The 23,200-nt window shown below is 65.3% G+C and carries 21 protein-coding genes; 10 read left to right on the top strand and 11 right to left on the bottom strand.

All coding sequences use genetic code 11. The features are described from left to right. Window positions 1-158: 158 nt before the first annotated feature. The 3 genes from BN996_RS17490 to BN996_RS17480 all read right to left on the bottom strand — a co-directional run bounded on the left by BN996_RS17490 (window position 159) and on the right by BN996_RS17480 (window position 3,666). A complete protein-coding gene (locus tag BN996_RS17490; protein WP_089781200.1) occupies window positions 159-1,586 on the bottom strand; it encodes an FAD-dependent oxidoreductase in 1,428 nt (475 codons plus the stop codon). 111 nt (window positions 1,587-1,697) lie between these two features. Continuing rightward, window positions 1,698-3,053 carry a hypothetical protein gene (locus tag BN996_RS17485; protein WP_089781198.1) on the bottom strand — a complete coding sequence of 452 codons (1,356 nt, stop codon included), beginning with the start codon at window positions 3,051-3,053 and terminating at the stop codon, window positions 1,698-1,700. A gap of 1 nt (window position 3,054) precedes the next feature. Beyond that, window positions 3,055-3,666 carry a hypothetical protein gene (locus BN996_RS17480; RefSeq protein ID WP_089781196.1) on the bottom strand — a complete coding sequence of 204 codons (612 nt, stop codon included), beginning with the start codon at window positions 3,664-3,666 and terminating at the stop codon, window positions 3,055-3,057. A 110-nt stretch (window positions 3,667-3,776) separates the two neighbouring features. Here BN996_RS17480 and BN996_RS17475 point away from each other — a divergent pair, with 110 nt between their 5' ends. Further along, window positions 3,777-4,349: a hypothetical protein gene (locus BN996_RS17475; RefSeq protein WP_089781194.1), complete on the top strand. Its 573-nt coding sequence runs from the start codon at window positions 3,777-3,779 to the stop codon at window positions 4,347-4,349. Window positions 4,350-4,387: 38 nt separating this feature from the next. Next, window positions 4,388-4,846, top strand: coding sequence for a hypothetical protein (locus tag BN996_RS17470; protein ID WP_089781192.1), 459 nt, complete (start codon window positions 4,388-4,390; stop codon window positions 4,844-4,846). Window positions 4,847-4,870: 24 nt separating this feature from the next. Here BN996_RS17470 and BN996_RS19860 read toward each other — a convergent pair whose 3' ends face one another. From BN996_RS19860 to BN996_RS17440, 6 genes are all read right to left on the bottom strand, one after another. After that, entirely contained in the window at window positions 4,871-6,253 is a 1,383-nt protein-coding gene (locus BN996_RS19860; protein ID WP_139043142.1) for an ApeA N-terminal domain 1-containing protein, read from the bottom strand. A gap of 218 nt (window positions 6,254-6,471) precedes the next feature. Then, entirely contained in the window at window positions 6,472-6,960 is a 489-nt protein-coding gene (locus BN996_RS17460; RefSeq protein ID WP_089781188.1) for a high-potential iron-sulfur protein, read from the bottom strand. 165 nt (window positions 6,961-7,125) lie between these two features. After that, the gene (locus BN996_RS17455) at window positions 7,126-9,801 is read right to left on the bottom strand and encodes a heavy metal translocating P-type ATPase (protein ID WP_089781186.1); all 2,676 of its coding nucleotides are present in this window, start codon (window positions 9,799-9,801) and stop codon (window positions 7,126-7,128) included. A gap of 95 nt (window positions 9,802-9,896) precedes the next feature. Next, complete coding sequence (locus BN996_RS17450) at window positions 9,897-11,306, bottom strand: hypothetical protein (protein ID WP_089781184.1); 1,410 nt, start codon at window positions 11,304-11,306, stop codon at window positions 9,897-9,899. Continuing rightward, a complete protein-coding gene (locus BN996_RS17445; RefSeq protein WP_042662007.1) occupies window positions 11,303-11,560 on the bottom strand; it encodes a hypothetical protein in 258 nt (85 codons plus the stop codon). The genes BN996_RS17450 and BN996_RS17445 overlap by 4 nt, the downstream gene beginning before the upstream one ends. 95 nt (window positions 11,561-11,655) lie before the next feature. Then, entirely contained in the window at window positions 11,656-12,720 is a 1,065-nt protein-coding gene (locus BN996_RS17440; protein WP_089781182.1) for a DUF7350 domain-containing protein, read from the bottom strand. A 190-nt stretch (window positions 12,721-12,910) separates the two neighbouring features. Here BN996_RS17440 and BN996_RS17435 point away from each other — a divergent pair, with 190 nt between their 5' ends. Further along, on the top strand, window positions 12,911-14,557 hold the full coding sequence (locus BN996_RS17435; RefSeq protein ID WP_089781179.1) for a PAS domain-containing sensor histidine kinase: 1,647 nt from the start codon (window positions 12,911-12,913) through the stop codon (window positions 14,555-14,557). A 78-nt stretch (window positions 14,558-14,635) separates the two neighbouring features. Here the strand turns inward: BN996_RS17435 and BN996_RS17430 are convergent, their stop codons facing one another. Next, complete coding sequence (locus BN996_RS17430) at window positions 14,636-15,052, bottom strand: VOC family protein (protein WP_089781177.1); 417 nt, start codon at window positions 15,050-15,052, stop codon at window positions 14,636-14,638. A gap of 189 nt (window positions 15,053-15,241) precedes the next feature. On the opposite strand from BN996_RS17430, the gene BN996_RS17425 reads away from it, so the two are divergent. The 6 genes from BN996_RS17425 (at window position 15,242) to BN996_RS17400 (ending at window position 20,389) form a co-directional block, all read left to right on the top strand. After that, window positions 15,242-15,610, top strand: coding sequence for a DUF7964 domain-containing protein (locus BN996_RS17425; RefSeq protein ID WP_042662003.1), 369 nt, complete (start codon window positions 15,242-15,244; stop codon window positions 15,608-15,610). A 415-nt stretch (window positions 15,611-16,025) separates the two neighbouring features. Next, the gene (locus tag BN996_RS17420) at window positions 16,026-16,457 is read left to right on the top strand and encodes a type IV pilin domain-containing protein (RefSeq protein WP_089781175.1); all 432 of its coding nucleotides are present in this window, start codon (window positions 16,026-16,028) and stop codon (window positions 16,455-16,457) included. Window positions 16,458-16,695: 238 nt separating this feature from the next. Continuing rightward, complete coding sequence (locus tag BN996_RS17415) at window positions 16,696-17,136, top strand: type IV pilin domain-containing protein (protein ID WP_089781173.1); 441 nt, start codon at window positions 16,696-16,698, stop codon at window positions 17,134-17,136. A 161-nt stretch (window positions 17,137-17,297) separates the two neighbouring features. Then, complete coding sequence (locus BN996_RS17410; protein ID WP_089781171.1) at window positions 17,298-18,641, top strand: M20 family metallopeptidase; 1,344 nt, start codon at window positions 17,298-17,300, stop codon at window positions 18,639-18,641. Window positions 18,642-18,679: 38 nt separating this feature from the next. Continuing rightward, window positions 18,680-19,795, top strand: coding sequence for an aminotransferase class V-fold PLP-dependent enzyme (locus BN996_RS17405; RefSeq protein WP_089781169.1), 1,116 nt, complete (start codon window positions 18,680-18,682; stop codon window positions 19,793-19,795). A gap of 117 nt (window positions 19,796-19,912) precedes the next feature. After that, entirely contained in the window at window positions 19,913-20,389 is a 477-nt protein-coding gene (locus BN996_RS17400; protein WP_089781167.1) for a YbaK/EbsC family protein, read from the top strand. A 204-nt stretch (window positions 20,390-20,593) separates the two neighbouring features. Here BN996_RS17400 and eif1A read toward each other — a convergent pair whose 3' ends face one another. Further along, the gene (gene eif1A, locus BN996_RS17395) at window positions 20,594-20,878 is read right to left on the bottom strand and encodes a translation initiation factor eIF-1A (protein WP_013035036.1); all 285 of its coding nucleotides are present in this window, start codon (window positions 20,876-20,878) and stop codon (window positions 20,594-20,596) included. A 940-nt stretch (window positions 20,879-21,818) separates the two neighbouring features. On the opposite strand from eif1A, the gene BN996_RS17390 reads away from it, so the two are divergent. Beyond that, window positions 21,819-23,069, top strand: a complete 1,251-nt coding sequence (locus tag BN996_RS17390; protein ID WP_042661998.1) for an orc1/cdc6 family replication initiation protein — start codon at window positions 21,819-21,821, stop codon at window positions 23,067-23,069. The last annotated feature ends 131 nt before the right edge of the window (window positions 23,070-23,200 follow it).

Raw genomic sequence — 23,200 nt, 5'->3', positions numbered from 1 at the left:
CGACGCGGCCGCGCCCGACTCGGCGGCTCCGCCGGCTCTGCCGGCTCGGTTTCGATACGCCCGCGTTCAGTTGGAGGAATATCCAGCACGTGAGCGTATCGTTACCACACAGTCGATAATAGTCGTTCTGTTCGGTTCGAATTTCGAACCGCCGCGGCCTACAGCGAGCCCCGGAGGACCTTCGCCGCGGTCAGAATCGGGTCCCAGACGGGGCTGAAGGGCGGCGCGTAGCCGAGGTCGAGGCGCTCCACCTCGGCGACGGTCAACTCGGCCGCGAGCGCGGTCGCCACGGTGTCGATTCTGACGGCGGCGCGGTCGGCCCCGACGATGGTCCCGCCGAGCAGTCGGCCGGTGTCGCGGTCGGCGACGAGCGTGACGGTCGTCTCGGCGGAGCCGGGGTAGTAGCCCGACCGCGAGCCGGCGGTGATGGTCTCCGAGACGGGGTCGAAGCCGGCGTCGCGGGCCTCGTCGGGGTCCGTCACGCCGGCACGACCGCATTCGAGGTCGAACGCCTTCACGACCGAGGTGTCGGCGACGGTCCCGATGGGTTCGGGGTCGCCGGCGACGGTCTGCCCGATGGCGCGCCCGGCGCGGTTCGCGGGCAGGCCGAGCGTGTTCCACGTCGGCTCGCCGGTGACGACGTGGTCGATTTCGGCGCAGTCGCCCGCGGCGTAGACGCGCTCCGCGCTCGTCCGCCCGTAGTCGTCGACCGCGATAGCGCCCGTCTCGCCGAGGTCGACCGCGTCGGCGACGAGGTCCGCGTTGGGGCGGAGGCCGATGCCGACCATCGCGGCGTCGACCGCGAGTTCGTCGCCCTCGCAGACGACGGCCTCGACCCGGTCCGCGTCGTCGCCGCGGAGTCGCTCGACCGACGCGCCGAGGTGGAGCGTGACGCCGTGGGCTTCGAGATGTTCTTCGACCCGCTCGCCCACGGCGTCACCGAACGACTTGAGGACGTGGCCGGACCGCTGGAACAGATGTACGTCGAGGCCGTGGGCGGTGAACGCCTCCGCCATCTCGACGCCGACGAACCCGCCGCCGACGATGGCGACCGACTCGGGCGGTTCCATCGCGCCGAAGCGGGCCGCCCGCGCCTCGTCGACGAACCCGCCGCCGCCGAGGTCGGCCACCGAGGCCTCGTCCGGGTCGGTGAGGAACGACCGAATCGCCGCCGCGTCGTCCAGTCCGTGGAGCGTGAACGCGCCGTCGAGGTCGATGCCGTCTATCGGGTCGCGGAGCGCCCGCGCGCCGGTGGCGACGAGGAGGTCGCCGTAGGGCTGGTCGAACGTCCCATCGGGACCCTCGACAGTGACGACTCGCTCGTCGGTGTCGACGGCGACGACCTCGTGTTCGCGCCGGAGGTCGATGCCGCGCTCGGCGGCCGCCTCGGGCGACAGCGAGAGCATGTCGGTGAGCTTCTCGACCTCGCCTTTGACGAAGTAGGGCGTGCCGCAGTGGGCGTAGGAGACCCACCGGCCCCTCTCGAAGACGACGACGTCGCGGTCGGTGTCGGCGCGGGCGAACTTGCTCGCGGCGGAGAGTCCGGCGGCGTCGCCGCCGCCGACGACGAATGGTTCGGCAGACATCGTGAGAGAGTGGTACGCCCGCCGACACGTAATTTCCCCGGCCGGGCGGGGCGGGCGCACGGACGCGCCGGCGACGGTCGTGAACGTGCCGGGACGGACAGAATCGACTCGTCAGCGGTCGACGCCGCCGCGCTCGGCCGCGAGCGTCCCGAGCACCCACGCGCTCGCACCCGGCGTCTCGCGCGCGGCGAACTCGGTGGTCGCGTACTGCGCGAGCGCGTTTCGCGCGGCCCGAGGGTCGCCGTCCTCGTAGTAGTCGTCGCGGAAGTAGCCGTCTCCGCGGCCGATCTGGTAGGCGATATCGACCAGCGCGCGACGCGTCAGGTGCGGGTTCGACCCGTCCGAGCGGGCGGCTTCGAGGGCTTCGAGCGCGCCGAGTTTCGCGTCCCTGACCGCGGCCGCGGACTCGACGGAGTCGTACCGGCCTCGCTTGACCGCCGTGACGGCCTCCTCGAACGCGCGGCGGTGCGTCTCGGCGGTGTGGACACCCACGAGGGCGGTGGCGAACCGCCCGCTTCGGAGGCCCTCACGGGCGTCCTGAAGCCCGCGTTCGACTTCGACGAACGTCTCCACCAGCAGGTCTTTGGCCGGCATGGATTCGAGTTTCTCGGTGTCGAACCCCTCGGCCGCGACGACGGATTCGAACCCCTCCTGGGGGTACTCGGCCCGGCGGTCCTCGGTGATTCCGGCGAGCGAGGACGCGGTCGACTCGAACGCGTCGGTGAACTCTATCGGGTCGGCAATCGACGCCAAGTAGCGGTCGCGGACGTGGCGCGCGCCGTCGAGCGACGCCCGTGCCGACTCCACTGCGTCGAGGAGTTCACCGACTCGCGGGGCGCTGTCGGCGTAGCGGCCGTACTCGCCGGCGTTGTCGAGATACCGGACCGCGGCCGCGACGAGGTTCTCGACGGCCTCGTACACGACGAGCGCCCGGTCGGGTTCGTCGCCGAGGTAGCGCGTGCCGAGCCGGAACGACTCGATGTCGGCGCGGACCTCCTCGGCCTCGTCACGCACGTCCGACTCGGTGAGGTCGCCGACGGCGGCGTCGTAGGTCCCCTTCGCCATCGCCGCGGCCCCGCGAACGTAGCGCAGTCCCCGAAGCGCCTCGAAGGGCGACTCGTCGGCATCCGAGGGGCCGAGGTCTCCGGCGGCGTCCGCGTACGCCTCGGCGTAGATTTCCCGGACCGCCTCGTTCGGCACCTCCTCGGGAGACATCGTCTCGGGGACGGAATCGAGGAGTTCGCGGGCGCGAGCGCGGCCCCGTTCGAGGAACGACTCGGAAATCGGGGCCGGGACGCGGGCCGGAAACGCCGGCGACCCGAGTTCCATGACCTCCCGGAGCGTCGCCGGGTCGAGCGTCGGACTATCGGAGTCGGACCCGCTCGAATCGAGCGCGGTACAGCCCGCGAGTCCGGCGACGCCGACCCCGGCGAGCGAGGCGAGCACGTCGCGTCGCGTTCGGGGCATCTCAGGCGTCCTCCGTCTCGGTTCGGAGCGACGGCGGGAGGCGACAATGGCTTCCGCCGCCGCGTCCCCAACTCGACTCGCCTTCCGAGGAGTAGGGCAGTCGCACCAGCGAGGCGACGACGTGGCGGTCGTCCACGGAGCACTCGACCGACGCGGCGCGCAGCGAGCGACAGAAGTCGAGATGGACGACGCTGTCCGGCGGGTGCGTGACGTACAGCAGTTTCACGCGGTGACAGGCGTCCGTCCGGTGCTGGGTGATGACGAGCGTCTGTTCGTCGAAGTCCGTCTGGTCGATGAACGCGCGGGCCTCGTCGACGCCGTCGGGTTCGGCCGCGAACTCGACGTCAGCGAGTTCCTCGTCGGTGCTGACGAGGAAGTCGCCGAAGTACGACGACTCCGCGTCCTCGTCGTCGCGGGCGGCGTTCCGGAAAATCGCGCTCTCGGCGTGGTTGCGGAGTTGGAGCTGGTCGTAGTCGGTGACGAGTTCGTCCGGGGAGGGACCGGACGGCACGTCCGAACTATAACTGGACCCCTCGCCGGAACAGCCGGCGAGCGCGGCGACGAGAGACGCGCCGCCGGCGTGGAGGACCTGTCTGCGAGTCGGCAGGGACATGTGTCGGTTTCCCAACCGAACGCCGGCGGTATGTGTTTTCCGATGCACCGGGTCGCCGCCGGCCGAACCGCGGGACATTTCCCCGACCGTCGCCTCGACTCGACCGACAGATGCGCGAGGACGAGTTGGCGACGCGGGTGGTCGAGCACTTCCGGGCGGCCTTCGACGACGTGGAGATTCACCTCGAAGAGCCGTACGACCACTACGGGAACCGCGGCGTCGCCGACGTGTACGTCAGGGTGCGGACGCCCGAACCGGTGGACTACCTCATCGAACTCAAGGCCGACGCCGCCGTCCGCCACGCCACCGGCGCGAACGAGATACTCCGCCAGTACCGCCGCATGGAGCGCTACTTCTACAAGGACGACGAACACGCCATCCGGACGAAACTCGGCCGCGAGGGGCCGGGCGTCCACGCGCTGTTACTGTTCGCGCCGACGAAACGCTGCGTCGAGCACGTCCGCGAACACGCCGCCCTGTACGAGTCGGTCGACCCCGACGCGACCGTCGAGGGCGTCGAGGCCGCCCGCAAAGTGGCCTTTCTGACCAACCTCGACCGCGCGCCCGAGGGCGAACTCGGCTTTCTGTCCCTCAACGGGCCGCTCGCGTTCGACTCGGCGGCCTTCCGCGAGGCCGTCCCGTCGGGGTCGCGCCTCGCCGACGCCCTCTGGGGCGACGACTAGCGGACACGCTCATACACCCCCCGTTCGTAGGGGCGGGCATGGGAACGATTCGAGAGTCGGTTCGAATCCCGTTGGGGGACCTCCGTCAGCAGGTCGCTGACAGCTTCGGCGTCGCGGCGTCGCTGGTCGAGATACACGGTATCCGGCTCGAAGACGGGGCAATCGAAGTCGAGGCGAGCTACCCCGACGGCGAGGACGTGCCGGTGGTCGAACTGTTCGTCACCGACCCGACCGGGCACACCGAGTCGTACGTCACCGAGTTGGACGGCGCGAAGAACCTCCTCATCGCCGGCGAGGACGTGCTCGTCGAGCTCGTGGACTACGACCCCGAGCGCGGCGAGGTGTTCGTCTCGGTGAAACACCGACAGGACGGCGAGATGGTGACCGTCCTCGGCTGCGGCGAGAAGTGGGTGGTTCCGGTCGAGCGCGACGGCGTCGAAGAGTCCATCCGCTGTCGGATTCAGAGCGCCGTCGGGCCGACGGACGAGGAGTCCTAAAATAATCTAGTTATATCCCAGTATTCATCCAATTTTATGCCGTGATGCTAACATACTTAGCAATACATCTTCTTCGACTCCAATTCTTCTAGCCAAGATAGCCTCTAAAACTAATTGAAGTTTTTTTGAGAGGGCATAGAACTCTTTGGGAGTGGCGGCTGAGGTTCCATGTGCAACGGAGTTCCGCTGGTTTCGAGCTTCTGACGCTAAGTCGGAGATATTAAAGAACACTTCAATTAGGTTTTGTTCAGACTCCATGAGAATAGTCAACTTAGATTTGATCGATGGAGTATTGGCAACATTCTCAAGCAACCCGTACATCTGATTTTGTAAGTTGTTATCATCAGGTAGTAATTGGAGAATTTCAGATTTTAGATCGTTGAACTCTTCTTCTGGGATGTGCGTCTCGCTCTGATATTCTGTGTCATAGTACGCCTCAAGGGCAATCACAATAATTAGGAACCGAAGCCGAGGAGGAAGATTAGAACGGTTAAGTAGCAGACTATAATTATCATGTACTTCAGGAGCGGTTTCGCGGTTATCTACCCAGCTTCGAAGTGCTGTCTCAAAGTCTACATCAGCTGGCCGGAATAGATACTCAGACTTTGATGGAGATCTAACTGTGCCGTGGTCGAGGATAGAGTAATAGATATTAATCGGCTGTTCATCTATATCAGTATATAACTTGGCTTTATCTGGATAGATCCGGGTTCCGACAGCAAAAGATAGAAACGCCAGAGCGTGGTTTCCATATTCAAAAAATGTTCGGAGAGGTAGTTTACTCCCCGAGCCTATCTGGAGAACACCTACTGTTTCCATCTCTACCGAATTAATTTTTGATGAGATGCGACTACTGTTCGAAAATTTGACTTGTAGTTCTTCGAATTCTGCAGTATATTCTTTCGATTCAGTAGAAGCGTATACTGCTTCAATATCGTCTATAATAGTTGATTCTTCTATAGATTTTTTATCAATTATTGGCCTAATAGTTGATTCTTCTATAGATTTTTTATCAATTATTGGCCTAATAGTTGAATCACCAGTCCAATCCGGGATCTCATCCACATGAAGGTTGAGTCTAACAAAAGATTCACTATCAGAGATGTGATCACCGACAAACATTCGGTTAGCAGAATAGGACTCAGATTCGCTACCGCCAAAGCTAGCAGAAGATATAGTGGCACGATGTATAGTAACAGGACCATCACGACCAAGGTCGCCATACAAAATAGGGTAACTCTTTGATAGACTCTGACGGGAAACGCTCTGAGATACCTCGTCCTCAACGGGCAATTTCCCGTTTAGGTCTAATGTGACACCCTCAACAGGAGAAAAGCTAACTTCCCCACTGATTTTCTTCGGGGAGCCAGGAACCCACCAATCACCAATACCTTGGAAAGACTCCATACAAACGGAGATGTACCGCTCAATTAAAATGTTACTCCGGACCACTTTTTATTCGAAATCTCCACAGATTGGTTAGTACAGCGTTAGATAGCGACTCAGACTATTACTAACTAAAAGGCACAGTCTAAACAGATGTAGTTATATTAACATATAGAACAGTATAATTCTAACACACATCTAATTTGAATGGCTCTCAAAAATCAAAGAGCCATGTCAATTCACTCCTCGTACTCGACGTAGGAGACGCAGTAGCCCTCGGGCAAAATCTCGCCCGCGACGATGGCGCACGCGCCCGCGCCGTCCCCGTTTTTGTCCTCGATGTAGTACCGGCAGGTCGAACACTGCCTGCCCTCGCTCGGCTCCTCTTGATACGAGACGGCCTCCTGCGACGAGAGGCTGTCGGGGTTGCGCTGGGTGCCGTCGAGCGACGTGGCGGTCGCGTACGCCTCGGGGACGCCCCCGGTCGAACCCGACGACTGCGTCGTGGTCGCGGTCGTCGTCTCGGTCGCGCCGCCACCGCCGCCCGAACAGCCCGCCAACCCCGCCATCGCGGCGGTCCCGGTGAGCCAGATGAACCGTCTCCGGGTGCGGGCGCACTCGCCGGCGTCAGCAGTGTCGACGGTATGGTCGGCATCACTATTGGCGTCTCGACCGCGCGTCGCTCGCTCGCTCGCGTCTCGGCGTGGCGTCCGCTCGTCGTCTTCCATGCCAATCTCTGACGCGCGGCGTCGGGAAAACCGAGCCAGCCGATTCTCATGTGGCAAGAACTGCGGACGCGTTGATGGTGTCACGCCACTAAGTGGCACGGATACGCGAATCGGGCGACGAGAGAGCGAAAATCGGGGAATGGAGAGCGACGAGCCCCGCGAGCCTCACTCGTCCGGGCGAATCCGGGCGAGTCGCATCGCGTTGCCCGTCACGCCCATGGTCATCCCGGCGTCGCCCGCGAGCACCGCGAGCGCGACCGAGACGTAACCGAAGGGGACGCCGACCGCGAGGACGGCCTTGATGGCGAGCGACGCCCAGATGTTCTGCCGGATGACGTTGTTCGCCCGGTGGGAGAGTTCGTAGAGGTACGGGAGCTTCGAGAGGTCGTCGGCCATGAGGGCGATGTCGGCCGTTTCGAGGGCGGTGTCGGTGCCGGCCGCGCCCATGGCGACGCCGACGGTGGCCGTGGCGAGCGCGGGGGCGTCGTTGATGCCGTCGCCGACCATGGCGACCGAGCCGTACTCGTCGAGCAGGCCCTCGACGGCCGCGACCTTGTCCTCCGGGAGGAGGCCCGCGCGGAAGTCGTCGACGCCGACCTGCTCGGCGATGGCGCGGGCGGTCCCCTCGTTGTCGCCGGTGAGCATGACGACCGAGAGGCCGGCCTCGCGGAGCTTCGCGACCGTCTCGCGGGCGTCGGGGCGAACCTCGTCGGCGACGGCGACGAGGCCTTCGAGGTCGTCTTCGGTCCCGACGACGACGACCGTCTTGCCCTCCGACTGGAGGCGCGGAATCGTGTCCTCGACGAGGTTGAGACAGCCGTGGCGGTCACAGAGCTGTCGGACGTCCTCGGAAAGCTCCTCGCCGGGGCCGGTGACGTGGACGTGTTCGAGGTCGAAGCCGAGCTCCTCGAAGAAGCCGGGCTTGCCGGCGAAGTGCGGGACCCCGTCGAGGTCGGCGCGGACGCCCTTGCCGGTGACGCTCTCGAAGTCGTCGACCTCGCGGCCGGCGACGCCCGTCCCCTCGGCGTGGGAGACGATGGCCTCGCCGATGGGGTGTTCGCTCCGGGATTCGAGGCCGCGGGCGCACCGGAGCACGTCCTCTTCGGAGTTGCCGTTGAGCGGGACCACGTCGGTGACGGTGAGTTCGCCCTTGGTCAGCGTGCCCGTCTTGTCCACGGCGACGGCCTCGACCGACCCCATCGCTTCGAGGTGCGTGCCGCCCTTGATGAGCACGCCGTTCTTCGCGGCCGACGTGATGCCCGAGACGACCGAGACGGGCGTCGAGATGACGAAGGCGCAGGGGCAGGCGAGCACGAGCATCGTGATGCCGTAGACGAACCACGTCACCCAGTCGAGGCCGAACGCGATGGGCGGTATCGCCGCGACCGCGACCGCGACGACGACCATGACGGGCGTGTAGTACGACGAGAAGCGCTCGACGAACTGCTCGCGTTCGGTCTTGTTGGACTGGGCGTCCTCGACCATCGAGACGATGCGCGAGAGGGTGTCGTCGCCCGCGGCGGACTCGACGCGGACTTCGAGGTAGCCCGCCTCGTTGACGGTGCCCGCGAACACCTCGTCGCCCTCGGCCTTGTCGACCGGGACGGACTCGCCGGTGATGGGGGCCTGATTGACCGCGCTGTCGCCCGCGACGACCGTGCCGTCGACGGGAATCTTCTCGCCGGGCTTGACGGCGACCACGTCGTCGAGTTCGAGTTCCTCGACGGGAACGACCGTCTCCACGCCGTCGCGGAGGACCGTCGCCTCGTCGGGAGAGAGGTCCATCAGCTCGCGGAGGGAGTCGCGCGTGCGGTCCATCGAGTAGCGTTCGAGGAGTTCGGAGACGCTGAAGAGGAACGCGAGCGTCGCCGCCTCGAAGTAGAGGCTCGTCGGCCCGGAGATGAGGCTCGCGGCCACGGCGCTGAGAATCGCCGTCGACATCAGGAAGTCGATGTCGAGACTGCGGTTCTTCGCCGAGTAGTAGCCGTTGCGGAGGATGGCCTGCCCGCCGACCGCGGCCCCGAGGAGGTAGAGCACCTCCGCGACCGTGAACGAGACGCCGAGGACGCTCGCGACGACGAGTTCCAGCCCGAGCAGGTACTCGGCGGCGATGCCCGCCGCGAGGAAGCCGCCGCTCACCCACGTTTTGACCGCGCGCGTACTGCGCCAGACGCTCTCGCGGTCCGCGTCGGAACCGCCGTGAGAGTGGCCGTGACCGTTGTCGCCGTCGTCGCCGTCGGTCCCGGTGACCTCGTACCCGGCGGATTCGACGGCCGAGACGACCGAATCGAGGTCCGCGTCGGCCGCGAGCGTGACGACCGCGGTTCCGGCCGTCGGGCGCGTCTCGTAGGAGAGCACGCCCGGCGCGTCCCGGAGCGCGTTCTCGACCTTCCCGGCGCAGGAGGCGCAGTCCATGTCCGGGACGGAAAGCGACACCTCGCGCGTCGAGGGGCCGCCTTCGACGGCGTAGCCCGCGCCCTCGATGTTTCTCCGGATGTCGTCCGGCGTGGTCCGGTCGGGGTCGTAGTCGACGACGAGCCTTCCGGTCGTCACCCGCGGGTCGATGTCGCCGACGCCGTCGAGTTTCCGGACGCTCGTTTCGACCTTGCTCGCACAGGAGGCGCAGTCCATATCGGGGACGCCGAACTCCGCGCGGGCCGAACCGGTGGACTCACCGGTGGGGTCGCCGGTCCCCGTCTCGCCGGTCGCTCCCGACGCAGACGCGGACTCGACCTCACAGGCGTCGCCGCACCCGCATTCGTCGCCCTCCTGCGGGTCCGTGGACGCGTCCGCCTCGTCACCGGTACCGGGGTCGGGGTCGCGTCCGTCGTGTTCGCTCATACTCGGCAGTAGCCGGTGACGGATTAATAATCCACCTGTTAGAAACGGGGGGTTTGATATTGTAAATTCACAAATTGACTCCGCTTAGTTGTTAATCAGAGGAACGGCGGGGACGCGGTCGGCAGCGAGATGAGCCACAGGCTGAGAATCGTGTAGAGAATCATCACCGCGACGAAGGGGAACTGACTCCGGACGGCCTGCAGTCTGCTGGGGAAGGTCCGGTAGGCCTGCGAGTGCGCCACCCACACCGCGAGCAGGTGGCCGAGGAGGACGAACCCGACGTTCAGACCGCCGAACCACGCGGGGAGCGTGAGCACGACCGGGTTCGCCGGCGACGACAGCGGCGACGACAGCGCGTGGACGAGCATCGGCGACAGCGAGACGAAGAAGCCGAAGTAGTGCGCGAGGTGGTAGCCGGCGGCGATGACGAGAAGCGGGGGTGCGAATTTGACCGCGAGGTCGAGCGGCGTCTCGAAGGTGTCGATGCGGCTGGCGGTCACCCGCGCCGCGAGGACGTAGAGGCCGAGGAAGACCCCGAAGCCGCCGAGGTAGAGCAGTCCGTAGACGAGAAGCGGCGGGAGGCCGACGCCCACCAGCGACCGGACGGCCGCCGCGCCCTGCTCGGTCGTGACGAAGCCGCTGAAGGTGAGTTCCCAGACGAGGACGACCGCGACGGCCACGTCGCCGAGGTCCGTCAGGTCGTCGTCGGTGACGAGTCGCATCCCCGGCAGGCGGAACGAGAGGCCGTCGCCGTCGAGGCGAACCGGCGCGACCCGGCCGTAGAAGTGCAGGAAGACAGAGACGGGGTCTACCTTGTCGAACCACGCGTCCGCGCCGACGACGACCGCGCCGACGAGGGTGACGACCGAGTAGACCACGAGCGCGGTCGCGAGGACCGACGGCCGGGTCGTGACGGCGGTCGCGGTCTCGACCCAGACGAGCGCGAGAATCCCCGCTACCGCCGGCCAGCGGCCGAATCGCTCGGGGTAGGCGACGAAGCCGTTCGGGACCGCCGAGACGACGGTCCGCCACGGGTTCAGCGCGCGCCACGTGTCGGCGACGAGGTACGAGAGCATCGTGTAGCCGGCTCGGAGTCCGGCGAAAACGACGATAACGGCGAAGCTGACGGTCGGAATCTGCGGCCCGGTGTAGCCGAGGTAGACCGCGAGCGCGAGGAGCGCGAGGCCGAGGACGCCGCCCACCGCCCGGAGCGCGCGCAGGAGTCCGTCGGAGACGCCCGCTTCGGGGCCGGTCCGCCACAGGTGGACGCGCTCGATGAACCGCCGGTCGGTGACGAAACTGGCGAGGAGCGCGGACGCCCCGACGGTCGCGCCGCCGGTGGCGAGATAGAGCCACCGCGGGACCGCGAGGTTGTCCTGCGACGCGCCCGCGAGACCGACCGCGGCGTTGCTCGCGGCCGCCGGGTCCGCGAGGAGCGACAGCAGACTCGCCACGAGGAGACCGAGGCCGAATCGCCTGAGGGAGATGGGTCGGAGTCGGGTCATGATGCGAAGACGATAAACAGCATGAGGAAGCCGAAGTACAGCAGCACGATGACGCCGAGCGCCCGGATGCGGAACGACTTGAGTTCCGCGTCCTCCTCGTAGTACGCCTCGCGGTACGCCTCGACCTCCTCGGCGTCGAGGGCGTCGGGGTGTCTCGCGCCCCGGTGGAGGACCAGCAGTCGCTCGGTCGGATACGCCTCGCCGCACGCTGTGCAGGTGTGGCGGTCGCGCGTCGCGTCTGTGTCCGTGGTCATCCGAGAGTCACTCGAAGTTCGGTGGGGTTGGCTTCTGAACGTTTCCATCGCGGGCGTCCGCACGGGATGAGGGTCGAGAACATCGAAGCGACGCCTCAACCATCGAACTCCATCGGTTCGAACGTCATGAACGCCGTCTCGTAGCCGTCGTGGCGCGCGACCTGCGGGGGCACGTCCACCGAGAGCGTCAGCGCGTCGCCGGGTTCGACGCCCTCGACGCCCGCGCCGTAGTGGTAGCTGAGGTCGGGGTCGAGCGTCCGGGCGAGTCGCGCGCCGTCGAGGACCGCGGTGCCGCCGCGGTCGAGCGTGGCTCTGAGACCCATCATCGGCAGGACGAACTCGTTGTGCGGCGTCCGCGCCGAGACGTAGAGGTACGCGCCGTCGACGCCGAACCGGGAGCCGTCGTCGACGACGAAGGCGTCGAACAGGGCGTCGGCGCTTGTCTGTCGCCCGAGGTGACGACCGGGCAGGTCGTCGACGGCGGGGGCTTTGCCGGTCGGGACGCCCATCATCTCCATCGCCGGAATCGCGCCGCGCGAGCCGGCCTCGTCGCCGAGGCGTCGCAGCTCCACGTCGTAGAGGTCGTCGGTCTCGAACGCGAACTCGAAGGTCGCCGTCTCGGCCGACTCGAACCGCCCGGCGAACGAGCCGGTTCGGGAGAGCGAGGTGCCGCCGATTCGGACGCGGGCCTCGTAGTCGCCTTCGCCGTCGAGGACGTAGTTCGCCCCGTAGTGCATCCCCATCTGCTGGGAGAGCATCGGGTAGGCGACCTCCTCGCTCACGAGGTCGCCGTCGCGGAGAATCTCGATGGAGACGCCGGCGTCCAGCGGGAGGACGGTCCCCGTCTCGGCGTCCCACAGCGACGCCATGAGGTGAATCGAGTCGTCGGCCTCGACGACGGTCTTCTGGAGCTCCGAACTGGCGGCGGTCCAGAATCGATGCGGGTACGAGTAGGTGAGCGCGACGCCGTACGGTCCGGCGGTCGTCTTGCCGTACATCATCATTCCCTCGGTGATGGCGGGCAGATAGACCGCCGCCGGCCGGTCTTCGACCAGCGGCGGGTCGCGCCACGCCGACTGTCGTTCGAACCCGCCGAGACACCCCGCGGTAGCCGCGAGAGTGCCGATTCCGAGCGTCTTGATGGCGTCTCGTCGTTTCATGGTATCTCGAACCTCGGCGGCCCGTGGGTGTGCCGCCGCGCGTCTCCCGCGAGACGGTGATTGGCTCCCCTAGCGGCCCGGTGCCAATGTCGGTTGCGCTTCCGAATCGGCTTTCGATGGGTGGTGTCACCGTTATCGACCGCGGTTCGCCGCATCACGTTTATATCTCCGGTCGCGCTCCGTTCGAACGATGAACGACTCGCCGCTCGACGGTCTCGACGCCCGCGCCATCGCGCTGGCGTACCTCGGTTTCGGGGTCGCAGGCATCCTCGGCGGCGAGTTACTCCTGTCGGTCGCGTTGGGCGCGCCGCGCGCATCCGAAGCTGAACTGGTGAAAGGACTGGCGTTCGTCGCCGTCTCCACGGCGTTCGTCTGGTTTCTCGTCTCCCGAAAGGACCGACGAATCGAGCGCCAACAGGCGTCGGTTCGGTCGTCGCTGGAACAGCTTCGAACGGTGGTTGCCGCGTCACCAGTCCCGATTATCGCGGTTACGCCCGACGGACGCGTGACGAGATGGAACGACGCCGCCTCGGAAGCGTTCGGCTGGGAACGCGACGACGTGCTCGGCGAACCGCTCCCCTACAGCGCGGGCGAGAACAGCGAGAGCAGCGAGGAGATTATCCGGCGGACCATCGCCGAAGACGGCCTCTCGGACGTTTCGGTCGAGCGACGGCGCTCGAACGGCGACCTCCGGGAATTTCGCCTCTCGACGGCGGTCATCCGCGACGCCGACGGCGAGGCCACCGAAATCGTCGGCGTCTTCGTCGACGTGACAGCACAGCGGCGTCGGGAGCGCCGACTCCGCGAGTTCGAACTGACCGTCGAGCAGGCGGGTCACGCGATTTACCTCACCACGCCCGACGGGGAGATTACGTACGTGAACCCGGCGTTCGAGGAGATAACCGGCTACGACGCCGCGGAGGCGGTCGGCGAGCCGGTGTCGCGGCTCAGTTCGGGCGAGATGCCGGAGGCGTACTACGAGCGACTGTGGCGGACGATTCAGGCCGGCGAGACGTGGCAAGAGCGAATCATCAACCGGCGGAAGAACGGCGAACTCTACACCGCGATACAGACCATCGCGCCCCTCACGCACGACGGCGACATCGACGGCTACGTCGCCATCCAGTCGGACATCACCGAATCGGAGCTAACCAGACAGCGGCTCGTCGTCCTCAACCGGATGTTCCGGCACAACCTCCGAAACCGGATGAACGTCATCGAGGGCTACGCGGAACTGATTCACCGAGACGCGACCGTGGCCGCCGACGAGGGACTCACCGACGCCGCGGAGGCCATCATCGAAGCGGCGGACGAACTCGTCGCGCTCTCCGAGAAGGCCCAGACGGTCTCGGACGCACTCGAATCCGAGGGGACGCCGCGGCGCGTCTCGACGCTCGTCGAGGACGCCGTGTCGAGGGCCGAAGCGACGTATCCGGAAGCGACGATGCGGACGGACATCGAGACGGGACTCAACGCGCGGGTCGATAGCCGCGTCGGCGCGGCGCTCGACGAGCTAATCGCGAACGCGCTCAAACACGGCGGCGAGACGGTCGACATCGACGTGTGCCGAACCGAAGACGACGACTCGAAACTCGTCGTGCGAGTCGCCGACGACGGACCGGGCATCCCCGACGAGGAGTGGCGAGTCATCAAGCGCGGCGAGGAGACGCCGCTCGAACACGGGACCGGGATGGGCCTGTGGCTGGTCCACTGGGTCGTCAAGAAATCAGGGGGAAGCATGGAGTTAGAAGCGTCTCCGTCAGGGGGAACCGCCGTGACGCTGAAGCTCCCGGTCGGAGCGGAGCGGCCGCGGACGTGGTTCCCGAACGGGGAGTGACCGCAGTCAGTATTGCTGAATGAGAACAATCCTAACGTCGATCTCCGGGTGACGACGCCGGCGAGCGGAGCGGCCGGGTCAGGCGTCGAGGAGTTCGACGAGGTTCCCCTCGGGGTCGCGGACGAACGCGATTCGCGTGCCGCTTTCGGTCGTCTGCGGTTCGCTGAGCGTCTCGGCGTCGGCCGGGAGGTCGGCGACCGCGGCGTCGACATCGTCCACCGAGAGTCCGAGGTGGGTCGCGCCGGGGCGGTTGAGCGTCGGTTCGTCGGTGTCGGCTCCGACCGGGTCGTACTCGACGAGTTCGACGCGCACGTCGCCGCCGTCGAGGTGGGCGAACCGCGCCGACGCGCCGTCGACGGAGACGGCGGTTGCGAACTCCTCGCCGCCGACTTCGAAGCGGGAGACGACCGGCAGGTCGAGCACGTCGCGGTAGAACGCGAGCGTGGAATCGAGGTCGGAAACGGTGAGGCCGACGTGGTGGGCGTTGGTGTTCACGGTTCGTCTGCGCGCGCAGAGCCTCAAAGGCGCTTCGCTCGGACCGCGGGGCGACGTGCGCGAGGCGCGCGTTCGGAACCGCGCCGCCGCCGGAGTGCCGCCGCCGGAGACCGTATCGCATATACCCGCTCGGCCGCCCACGTAGGATACGATGGAACCGAGAGGTGCGCGACGCGAGGTGGTGCGACCGTGAGCGAACCGTTCGTCGAATCGCTCCCCGGACGGGCCGTCCCCAAATCGTTCGTCGCCGAACTCGAAACGAAAGAGGCGATTCAGCAGGCCGTCGCCGTCCGCGGCTACAACATCGAACGCGACGGTGAGACGGTCCAGCACGCCTACCAACTGGTGGTGAACGTCCGCGGGAAGTACATCCTCGGACTCCACCTCTCGAACGGGACGTGGCGCGTCGTCTTCGACACGCGCGACCACCCGAAACTCGCACAGGAGGGCCCGAGGGCGGCCTACGAGGCCGTCCACGACGCACTCTACGAGCGCGCGCCCTCCGACGCGAAGATAGACTTCGAGTCGACGCCGCGGTTCTGGAACGCCCCGCAGTAGGCTCTTCACCGACGTTTTCGGTCGCCTCCCCGTTTTCTACTCCCGCGAGCGGCGCGCGCCGCGGCCGACGACCCACCCGACCCCACACCACCGTGTCCGCAGAAACACGGGGTGTGACGGTTCGAACCGCCGTGGCGTGCGGGCGGGAGAGTCAGATTCGGGCGTGCCGAACGCCAACGGGCCGGTTCGTCACCGGCTGCACCCCCGATGGTACGCAGATGGGATGGAACGGCTTAAATCCCGAATTCTGGCGTTAGGAGCGCCCTAACCCCTCGAATAGACCGGTAAGTCGCTGCGAAATTAAATATATCCGGAACATACGGAAGGCCAACAGGAGCCGGAACATGTGGCCGCTCGAAGTCCCGTGCAGGTGGGCACGAGGTGGGTGGGTCTGAGGCCGGTCCTGGGTAGAACAATGGATATCAAGAAATTCCTTAGCGAATCACGCGCAGTCTCGCCGGTCATCGGCGTCATCCTCATGGTCGCGATTACAGTCATCCTCGCGGCCGTCATCGGCACCTTCGTCCTCGGTCTCGGCGACCAAGTCGGCGACACCGCCCCGCAGGCGAGTTTCACGTTCGACTACGACGGTGCACAGGAAATCACGATCACGCACGAAAGCGGTGACTCCATCGCCAGCGACCAACTGAGCGTCGTCATCCCGTCGGACTTATCGACCCCAACCGTTTCGAAGAATGATGGCTCCGACGACAACATGAACGCCGGAGAGACCATCGTCGTTGACCTTATAACCGGTGAAACCCTCGACGACGGCGACGAAGTGCGCCTCGTCTGGACCTCCGAATCCGGCTCCAACTCCGCGACCCTGCAGACGTACACGCACTGAACGGTCCGCGGCGACACGGCCAACCGAACCTCGATTTTTCGAACGTCACTCCGTGAGCGACAGCACCAGCCGATTCTGGTACGAATCACGCATGAGACGTGAAACACCTTCTCAGTACTAGTTTATAGCTTCGGAGAACGTCAGACTATCTGTTAGGTTGGAAAGCAGGCGTCGAGGACCGATTCGAATTTTTCTCAACGGTCGCCTCTCGTCCGGCACACCTAGGAGAAACACGAATATGCAAATCAAGAGAATCTTCACGGAATCACGCGCAGTCTCGCCGGTCATCGGTGTCATCCTCATGGTCGCGATTACAGTCATCCTCGCGGCCGTCATCGGCACCTTCGTCCTCGGTCTCGGCGACCAAGTCGGCGACACCGCCCCGCAGGCGAGTTTCACGTTCGACTACGACGGGACGGAACTAACCATCACGCACGAAAGCGGCGCACAGATTGACGGCGATTTAGTCACCATCGCTGGTGATGTCAACGTCACCGATACTGGCGACGCAAACAAGTGGTCGACGCTCGGCTCTGACACCATCAGCGCGGGTGAGTCCGTTGTCGTCAAGGACTCTGGTGAAGACGGCTTTGCCAACGGCGACACCGTCCGCGTCGTCTGGACCTCCGAATCCGGCTCCAACTCCGCGACCCTGCAGCGATGGACCTACAACGCCTAAGCGGGCTGGCTGAATCGGCACCGAGCCCCACCAACCCCCGTTCGGACTAACGATTTCTTTCGGAACTACTCCGCAGAGGTACCCGTATCTCGCCCCCGCCAATATTGTATTTCTAGCACAAACTTATTCGTCCGCGGTGCGTACGCTCGGACAGAGCTCCAATGTCCGCACCCGAGCCGACAGCCGTCGTCGCCTCCCTCCGCGAGCACCGCGAGGTCGACGACGTCCTCGCGGTGGCGCTCGTCGGCCACGACACGCAGAACCCGCCGGGAGACACGCGGGAACTCGCGTCGTGGCTGGAATCGTTCTTTTCGGAACTCGGCATCGACACCGAGCGCGTCGCCTCGGACCCCGAGAAACCGAATCTCGTGGCGACGCTCCCGGGTGCGACAGACCGGACGCTCGTCCTGCTGGGGCACCTCGATACGGTCCCGTTCGAGGCCGGCGAGTGGGCGCGCGACCCGCTCGGCGAGCGCGTCGGCGACCGGCTTTACGGGCGCGGCGCGACCGACATGAAGGGGGCAGTCGCCGCGATGCTCGCGGTGGCGAAGGCGCACGTCGAAACCGACACGGTGCCGGCGACGAACCTCGTGTTCGCGTTCGTGAGCGACGAGGAAGTCGCCGGGAGCGCGGGGATGCCGACGCTTCTCGACCGGCGCGGCCTCGACGCGGACGCCTGCGTCATCGGCGAGACGACCTGCGAGGGCGACCGCCACTCGGTGACCGTCGCCGACCGCGGGAGCATCTGGCTGGAACTCGAAGCGACGGGGACCGCCGCCCACGGCTCCCGGCCGATGCTCGGCGAGAACGCGATTCACCGACTCTACCGCGCCGTGAGCGACATCGAATCGACGCTCGCCGATTCCCGGTTCGACTTCGACCCCGCGGTGCGGGCGCTCGTCGACGAGTCCGTCGAGTACTACGCGCCGCGGTTCGGCGCGGACGCGGCGCGAGAGCTGTTCGAGCGGCCGTCGGTCAATCTGGGCGTCCTCTCGGGCGGCGACCGGGTGAACGTCGTCCCCGCCGCGGCGCGGGCGAAACTCGACATTCGCGTGACGGCGGGCGTCGAGACGGCGGCGGTGCTCGACAGCGTTCGGGAGGTCGTCGCCGGTCACGACGGCGTCGAGATTTCGGACGCGGACTGGTCGGTCGGGACGTTCGAGGACCCCGACGGCCCGCTGGCGAACGCCGTGGTCTCGGTCGCCGAGAGCGTCACCGGCGGGCGCGTCTACCGCCGGAGCGCGACCGGCGGCGGCGACGCGAAACGGATGCGGAACGCCGGCGTTCCGACCGTCGAGTTCGGTTTCGGGACCGAGACGGCCCACGCGGTCGACGAGTTCACCACGGTCGGGGCGCTCGTCGGTAACGCCGAGGTGTACGCCCGCCTCCCCGACGAGCTGTTGCGGCAATTCGATAGCGGTACCAGAACGTTTGATTCGACGGGCGCATCACCAGCAGACACGACTCCTTCGCGGCGCGACCGACGAGAAGATCACTCGCAATGACACCCGATGATTCACACGACGACACCCAATAACGCACTATGACACCCGACGAACTCCGAACGACGATTCCGGCCCTCGACGACGTCACGTATCTCAACACCGGCGCGCACGGCCCGAGCCCGCGCCCCATCGTGGAGCGCGCGACCGACTTCCTCGAATACCACGAGTACGAGTCGCCGGGCGACGACGGTCCCTATCCGACCGCGTTCGACGCCTACGAGGCCGTCCGCGAGGACGTGGCCGCGTTCATCGGTGCCGAGACCGAAGAGGTGGCGCTGACCCAGAGCACCACCGACGGCATCAACCGCATCGCCACCGCGCTCGACTGGGAACCGGGCGACGTGGTCGTCCGGACCGACCTCGAACACCCGGCCGGAATCCTCCCGTGGCGGCGACTCGAACAGGAGGGCGTCGAGGTCCGCGTCGTCGAGAGCGACGCGGGGCGGCTCGATATGGACCAGTACGCCGAGGCCGTCGCCGACGCCAAACTCGTCTGTTTCAGCGCCCTGACGTGGAACTACGGGACGCGGCTCCCCGTGCGCGAGCTCGCCGATATCGCCCGCGACGCCGGCGCGCTGTCGGTGGTCGACGCGGTCCAGTCGTTCGGCCAGTACCCCGTCGATGTGGAGGACTGGGGCGCGGACGTGGTCGCCGGTGCGGGTCACAAATGGCTACTCGGGCCGTGGGGCGCGGGCTTCCTCTACGTCCGACGCGAGGCCGCAGAAGACATCGAACCGCACGCCGTCGGCTACCGCGGCGTCACGGAGCCGAACGCCGACGGACTCGACTTCGCGGCGGGAGCCAAGCGCTTCGAGGTCGGAACGACCAATCCCGCGCCGCACGTCGCGCTCCGGGAGGCCATCGACGTCGCCGGGCGCGTCGGCCTCGACCGGACCGAACGACACATTCGAAATCTCGCGAGCCAGTTCATCGAAGCCGTCCCGGAGGGTCGGCTGTTGAGCCCGCACGACCCCGAATCGGGACTCGTCTCGTTCGAAGTCGCCGACCCGGAGGGGGCGGTCGAGCGTCTCAAGTCGGCCGGCGTGGTCGTCCGGACGCTCCCCGAGCCGAAAGCGGTCCGGGCGTCGTTCCACAACTTCAACGACGAGTCGGACGTGGCGGCGCTTCGCGACGGACTCGACGGGGAATGGTAGCTCCGTAGCTCGCGAGGGTCGTCGAGAACGTCCGTAGCTCGCGGGAGGTCGTTGACTCCCCCGCAGAATCTGCCTCGTCAGTGAACGTTCATATCCGGCGAGGGGGAACCGCAGGGCATGCATCCCACGGCACGCAAGTTCGCCGACAGAGTACGCGATTCTCACGGGTTCGAAGTGACCATCGAGGAGTTTCCGGAGGGAACCAAGACGGCCGACGACGCGGCCGCGGCCGTCGGCTGCGACGTCGGCCAAATCGTCAAGAGCATCGTCATGCGCGTCGGCGACGAGACGGTTGTCGTCCTCACGAGCGGTGCCAACCGCGTCGATGAGGGCTCGCTCGGCTCCGAGTTCGGCGTCGAACAGGGGGCCGTTCGCAGCGCCAACCCCAGCGAAGTGAAGGACGCGACCGGCTGGAGCATCGGCGGCGTGCCGCCGACCTGCCACGCGACGGACTGCCCCGTCCTCGCGGACCCGACGTTCGAGTCGTTCGACCGGATTTGGGCCGCCGCGGGGACGCCCGAGGCGGTGTTCCGACTCACGCCGGACGACCTGCGGACGCTCTCCGAACCGCGGTTCGTCGACGTGTTCGAGTGAGGCGTGTTCGAGTGAGGCGAACACCCGGCACGCTCCGCCGCTGACCGGACGAGAACAACACCACTATGTCCGCTGTTCTTCACCGTCGGAACGGGGTCCGAACTACCGAAGAGAAACCGTAAGACCCCGCAAAACCACTTCGAGACGACCCCAGCGCCGCGGCTGTTCGTCAGGCGAGATAAACTCTCCTTTCGGAGAAAATGATTACTGAATGTGGCCTTCGCGCCGGAGCTGGTCCGCGTCCTCGCCGGTGTAGCGCCATTCGATGTTGGCTTTCTCGTCCTGCCAGTCCCACGGTTCGACGAGCACGACGTCGCCCTCGTTGATCCACGTGCGGTACTTCATGCGGCCGGGGATGCGGCCCATGCGGTTCTTTCCGTCTTCACAGCGGATTCGGACGTGATTGCCACCGTTGTGCTCTGTGACGACTGCGAACAGCTCGTTGTCGTTGGGCATTCGAAGGTTTCGACGCCCTTGATTTTCACTCACAGTCTTGCTCGGGGACGGAGACGGATAACTTATCGGATACTCGTGATACCAAATGTCATGGAATTGAAACAGGGTGACCGTAGCCTTGAACACCACGTTGTCCGCTGTTTTCGATAGATTGGCCGCCAGCAGAGGAGGATGGGTCGTAATAACAGTCCACACGGACTGTTCGAGGTCCGCTGGAGACCTCGTTCGTGGTCGGTCGCATTCGTAGTCGGCCATCATCGGGTCGTCACTGAGAGCGGGTGGGCGTGACGTGGGTCTCGATGATTCCCCTACAACACCACTGTGTCCGCAGTTATTCACCGTTTCAGCCCCCTAAAAAGACGCTTTTGTCGATTCGTGGGGGCTTCGTAGAGCCACGGAGAACAGCTTTCGTCGGGGTCGAGGACGAGCGAAGAAGTCGGTTCGACTCGACCGGACGAAACTAACCACGGTTGTGTGACGACCCGTGTCAACGAGTGGTCGAGAAGCGTTCGGTGAGTGTTGACACAGACACCATGTTGTCCGCTGTTCTCGACGGATGCGAACGTGAAGACGAGACGGTGTGAGGCGGGGAACACTCACACCACTTTGTCCGCTGTTCTCGGTGTGAAGCGGTACCCCCCGTCGTCGTGAGCCGGCTCTCTCCCGTCGGGTTCCAACCGGGCGAGTTATTTCACCCCCGTTCTAGGGCGAATGAAAGTAACCATCCTCAAACAGTCTCCATCTAACTAGTATAGTTGCCTGTATTACGGACTTAGTTTAAATTATAGTCTAATAAATCTTTCTCTATTTCAGAACAAATACTTTCGTCCACTTGTTCCATCGGTTACCCTCGTCTCCCAGAACAGCGGACAAAGTGGAGGGGGTGTGTTCCCGCCTAAGTATATAAACCGAGAGAACAGCGGACACTCCGGACACGGTGGTTTTATGAATGAAGTGGTTGAACCGTGGTAGTATGCCCCTATTCGAGCGGGACACCGAGATCTATCGGGACCGGGACGCCCTCCGCGAGGATTACCAACCCGAGGAACTCGTGGGGCGTGACGAGGAACTCCGCACCTTCCAGGCCGCGCTGCAGCCGGTTATCAACGGCGAACAGCCCAACAACATCTTCCTCTACGGCAAGACCGGCGTCGGCAAGACCGCCGCGTCGAGGTACCTACTCGGTCACCTCCGCGAAGACGCGAGTCACTACGACGACATCCACCTCACCGTCGTCTTCCTGAACTGCGACGGACTCACGAGTTCGTATCAGATTGCGACCCGTCTCGTCAACGAGTTCCGGTCGGAGTCGAACCAGATCAGCACGACGGGCTACCCGCTCGGCTCCGTCTACGAGATGCTCTGGCAGGAACTCGACGACTGCGGCGGGACGATAATCATCGTCCTCGACGAGATCGACCACGTCAACGACGACAGCATCCTCTACCAACTCCCGCGGGCGCGGGCCAACGGGAACCTCGACGCGGCGAAAGTCGGCCTCATCGGTATCTCGAACGACTTCTCGTTCCGCGACGACCTCTCGCCGAAGGTGAAAAGCTCCCTGTGCGAACAGGAGATTCACTTCCCCGCGTACAACGCGAAGAACCTCCGCGCCATCCTCGAACAGCGCGCCAAGGTTGCGTTCCGCGAGGGCGTCCTCTCCGACGAGGTGATTCCGCTCTGTGCCGCTTACGGCGCGAAAGACGCCGGGGACGCCCGCCAGTCCATCGACCTGTTGATGAAAGCCGGCGACTTGGCCCGCGACGACGACACCGACCGAATCGAGGAGGAACACGTCAAGCGCGGTCGGCGCGCCCTCGAACGCGGCCGCATCAAAGAGGGAATCAACGGCCTGACCGAACACGGCCACCTCGTCCTCTACTCGCTTTTGACGCTCGAACTTGAAGACGAGACGCCGATTCGCTCCCGCGACGTTCGCCCCCGCTACACTCGCTTTACCGAACTCGCCAACCGCGACCCCCTCGTCCCGCGACGGATGCGCGACCACCTCAGCGAACTCGCGATGCTCGGCATCGTCTCGGTCACCGAGCGAAACGAGGGACGACGCGGCGGGACGTACCGCGAGTACGCCCTCGATATGGACGTCGGGCTCATCGTCTCGGCCATGCGCGACACTATCGAACTCGTGGGCGTCCACGAGACGGTCGAACCCTTCCTCGACGGAGAGAAGACGAGCACGCTCGACGACTTCATCGAGCAGTAGCCCACTCCGACACGGATTACTGCGGACATCGTGGTGTACCCGGTCCACGACGCCTTTTCGTCACGTTTCGGGAGAACTGTCGCTTTCGTCGTTCCTCAAAATGCCCGTTCGGTGGGACGCACTCATCCCTT

Origin of the sequence: Haloferax massiliensis, from assembly GCF_001368915.1 — an archaeon.
In the GTDB taxonomy this organism is placed as follows: domain Archaea; phylum Halobacteriota; class Halobacteria; order Halobacteriales; family Haloferacaceae; genus Haloferax; species Haloferax massiliensis.
The sequence above is the reverse complement of the archived record's forward strand: the minus strand, read 5'-3'. Positions and strand labels throughout refer to the sequence as shown.